Source organism: Pyrobaculum sp. (assembly GCF_049971835.1).
Taxonomy (GTDB): domain Archaea; phylum Thermoproteota; class Thermoprotei; order Thermoproteales; family Thermoproteaceae; genus Pyrobaculum.
In genome coordinates, this window is the sequence record NZ_JBMFKV010000176.1 from 1 (window position 1) to 3,972 (window position 3,972).

The 3,972-nt window shown below is 58.0% G+C and carries 5 protein-coding genes; 3 read left to right on the forward strand and 2 right to left on the reverse strand.

Annotated features, from left to right (window positions below; all coding sequences use genetic code 11):
* Nucleotides 1-44: 44 nt before the first annotated feature.
* Together csm3 and ACP5J3_RS11755 are read right to left on the reverse strand one after the other, a co-directional pair.
* The gene (gene csm3 / locus ACP5J3_RS11750; RefSeq protein WP_428495861.1) at nt 45-1,013 is read right to left on the reverse strand and encodes a type III-A CRISPR-associated RAMP protein Csm3; all 969 of its coding nucleotides are present in this window, start codon (nt 1,011-1,013) and stop codon (nt 45-47) included.
* A complete protein-coding gene (locus ACP5J3_RS11755; RefSeq protein ID WP_428495862.1) occupies nt 1,010-1,459 on the reverse strand; it encodes a hypothetical protein in 450 nt (149 codons plus the stop codon). The genes csm3 and ACP5J3_RS11755 overlap by 4 nt, the downstream gene beginning before the upstream one ends.
* Nucleotides 1,460-1,530: 71 nt before the next feature.
* Here ACP5J3_RS11755 and ACP5J3_RS11760 point away from each other — a divergent pair, with 71 nt between their 5' ends.
* The 3 genes from ACP5J3_RS11760 to ACP5J3_RS11770 form a co-directional block, all read left to right on the forward strand.
* Nucleotides 1,531-2,574, forward strand: a complete 1,044-nt coding sequence (locus ACP5J3_RS11760) for a hypothetical protein (RefSeq protein ID WP_428495863.1) — start codon at nt 1,531-1,533, stop codon at nt 2,572-2,574.
* Nucleotides 2,567-3,037: a hypothetical protein gene (locus ACP5J3_RS11765; protein WP_428495864.1), complete on the forward strand. Its 471-nt coding sequence runs from the start codon at nt 2,567-2,569 to the stop codon at nt 3,035-3,037. The genes ACP5J3_RS11760 and ACP5J3_RS11765 overlap by 8 nt, the downstream gene beginning before the upstream one ends.
* Nucleotides 3,038-3,041: 4 nt before the next feature.
* Nucleotides 3,042-3,972: hypothetical protein (locus ACP5J3_RS11770; RefSeq protein WP_428495865.1), on the forward strand; the 931-nt coding region annotated here is incomplete at its 3' end.

The window sequence follows — 3,972 nt, forward strand, 5'->3', positions numbered from 1 at the left end:
ATGGAAACCCCCCAAAAACCTCAAAACCACATAGCCAACCCTCATCACCTACAAGAGCGGCGCGCCCAATCCCCGAGAACCGCCGCGAGCTTCTCGTTTAGAAACTTCCTCAACTCCTCCAAACTCCCAACACTCCCCTCCTTGGGATCCCACTGAGGCTCGCCTCTTACGTCGTACATAACAGCCTTGAGATCCCTAAACTTCACCCTGCCATAACCCCTCGTCCCAGAGGCCCCGAGATAAGTCCTCTCCACAAGCTCAAGAGCGTCGATAAGCTTGTTCACGTAGTAGAGGGCGGGTAGCCCTCTATACTTCTCCTTTATCTCGCCTATAATCTTCGAATGAGCGTCGCACACCTCCTTCCTGCAGACGTCTACATCGTAGATAAGGAACGAGATGCCCCCCTCAAACTCCACCCCCTGCCTAAGCCTCATCACGTTCCTCGGATCCGCGGTGCTGGTAACACGGTCAATCCTATTCTCCCACTTCTCCTCCAAAAAGTCGGCCAGTTGCACACCCTCACAGCCCCCCCTAGACCTGCAAAGCCCCTCCACATACCGCCTACTCGGGAACAAGTCTCTAAACACCGCCCTAGTCGGGGCCCAGCACTCCACCACAAACCTCCTCTCATCAGCCACAATATTCGGCGGAATCGCTGGCGTGCCGAACACGGCATCCACCGGGCAGTAAGGCTCCTCATCCCTTATATCGAGCTGAACGATCCTAGTGTGCAGATAGATCTTCCCGTCCGTGGTAAACAGCGGCAACCCCAGCGCCGTCTCCAAAAGCGACCTCGCCCGCCCCTTTAAAGAACTCCCCGGGATATACGGCACCGTCAGGTAGTGCCGCCGCCCCCCCACCTCATAAGGATACTCAACAGCCACCGGCATGATGTCAGCCAAGCCGAGCACCTCCTTAGCCCTGCCGCTTCTAATCAACAGCCCGTACGCATCCAACGTAAACTCCAGCTCGACAACAAAGCCCAGCTTGAGACTAGGCGCAGGCGAGCTCATAGCCACTCCTCTTCCTCCTCCCGCCTCCTCCCGCCCACAATCTGATACGCAAGCACGGCGTCCAGGGCGAGCCTCAGCGACTCAGCCGCCCTAACAGCCTTCTCCACCTCCCCCCTCTGCAACGCCGTGGAAACCTCCCTCAAAGCCGCCTTAATACCCTCGGCGAGGTCCCTGTCCAAAATCCCCCTCGCCGCCTGGTACTGCACCGTGATGTCCAGCCTAGCCAGCTGAACCCGGTACCTATTCCTCAAATCAACCCGCTCCCCCAGCTCCCTCCCAGACGACACAATCCCGTCAAGCACCCTAACAATGCCGTCGTACACACGCCTAAAGCCATGCGCGGTCTGCGCAGTTCTGTAAGAAGCGGCGCCGCTAATACCATCCTCAACCCTGTCATCCCTAAAGGGGACATACACCCTATTGTAGAAGAACGACCTAACACTCATAACCAACCGAAAACTGTAAAATTTAAAGGTTTCAGCGACATATGCTTTAATAAACACGTGAAACCCACCCAGTGGTATCCATAAGAGGTGTTATTAAATACGGCCAGAAGCAGATAGAAGTAGATATAGACACCCCCCTAGACAAGAGAATTACAATACTCACAGGCCCCAACCTAACCGGCAAGTCCCTCGTACTCAAATGCATATACACCCACGCCAAGAAAGCCATCGGCAGAATCGCCCAAGAAGACATAAAACACATGCTGGGCGACCTAAACTGCCAAGTCGACCGAAAAATCGACGTAGCCATCTACGTCGACGCGTACCGCACATCAATCCAGCTCTATGAATACATTACTGAAGAATTCTCAAGAATCAAAACAGATCTTCGAAGACTTGAAAAATGGGGAGAGGCCCCCGTCAACGCAGGCGAGCTGGTGGAAAACCTCGAAAAAATAGAAGACTCCATCAAAGCAGACGCCGCACTGGGCGTATCGGCAAAGAAGCTCGCAGACGACATCCTTGTAGTAGACGCCTATAGAGTTCTAGACCAGCTGAGGGAGGAATACGGAGAAGTGGCCAGGAGCTACCAGCTCTTCGACGACTTCTTCCCCCTACGGATATCAGCCAGCGAAAAAGGCCTCACCTGGACGGATCTCAAAACCGGCGCCGAGGGTAGAAGCCTCCTCACACTCTCCACAGTCTTCTCACCGGCCTTAGTGGCGATGTACACCATCTACGCCTACGCCGCGTCGAGACACGACGACGTCTACCTACTCGTCGAAGAGCCCGAGGCCCACGCCCACCCCACCCTCGCCCACTTCCTCGGCCGCCTCGCCCAGCGCCTCGCCGAGAGGGCTGAGGAGCAGGGCCTCGGGTTCCGCGCCGTGTACTCCACACACAGCCTCGACTTCGTCCTCGGAGCCTACGGAGAACACACAAACGTCTACATACTGCGCCGCACCCAAGACAAGATATACAGCGAAAAAGAGAAGTGGGACGGGAAAAAGCCAATCCCCGGCCTCACCCACCCCGGCGCCTACGACGTCTTCGTCAAAAGAAGCGCAAAAGAACAAGGACAGAGAGGCCCCGGCCACCCGTTGCGCCATGGCTAGAAGGCTAGTAATAGACGCAGTCGGCCTCTCCACCGCAGACTGCGCCGCGGTGGCGCCAGAACTCATAAAGATTTACTACGAGAGAGGCTTCGACATAGGCGAAATAATCCTAGCCACAGACCACGGAGACGGCGACAGATACGTCGCACACGCCGCCAACTGCCTCCGCCAGGCACAGCTCCCGCAGTCGACCACCGGCCCCCTCTATATCAAAGAGGCGTCTTGCAGTTATACATGCATCTGCCGAAACCACGTGCCGACATGCGGCCGCGCAGAGGAGCACGAGGTCTACGCCGCGCCGTGTCAATGCGAAAGCGGAGACTGGCTCCTCATGGCGAAGTGCTGTTGCGGAGAGTTTAGGCAGGGCATCTGCGCAGACCACGACCCGCCCAACTGCAGATGCATAAACGAAGGCGTAGACGTAGCCCACTGCTTCAAGCTCTTTAAATGCCCGAGCCAGTGACGCCATGGACCCCCCGGCCAAGGCGGCCCCGGGCCCCCGCGGAGCGGTAGTCACCTTCGCCCTCCTCGGCGCCTTCACACAGTACAGACCCGTCGTCTACAGAGTATACACCCCGCCTGCCGAGGCCGCGGGCTCCTCTAGAACCGCCACCAGAATCTACACAAAATTCGGCCACCTAGCCGTCACCTACGCCCACCTCATCCCCAGGCCAGACGCCGAGTTCCACATAGTCCTCTTCGCACCGCCCACCCTAGACGAGGAGCTGAAGTGGGTAGAAAACAAGCCAGACCTGGGGACATACACAGAGGAGCTGGCCAGAAAAATCGTCGATGAGTCCAGGAGAGCCGTCGAGGGAGCGCCAGGCGGCGTAGCCGCGGTCTCCCTCGGCGAGGACGCGGGCCCCGCGCCGCCGATAGGCGAGGCCCAGTGCGCCGGCAACCGCCTGCCATGCATACACACCAAACCCGCGGCGCTCACAGACGGAGAGAGGCGGTGGAGGGGCCACCTCCACCTCGCCGTGGTCCCCCTCGTCGGCGCCTTCAAAACAGCCATCTACAGAGAACACGACGACCCCGGCCACCTCCTCGAATGCATCACCGCCTCCGTGGTCTACACACTCCGCCAAATTACAAAAACTCTAAAAACCCGAAAAATCCACGCGGTGCTCCTCGACACCACACACGGCCTCAACCTCCTCGCAACGGCGGTCGCCCGCGCCGCGTCCACCGCCTACCCACTAATAGCCTACGAGTGGGGCGTAGACAAGCTGTACATATACAACAGCGACCCCGTCACTGGCGCCGCGGGGGACCTCGACATCAGCTACTACCAGATACAAGACAGGGCAACCACGATAAGAACCCTCCTAGCCGAAACAGCCACAAGACTCAAAAAACCCCACCTACTCCTCCTAGAATACGGACTCCTCCCATACG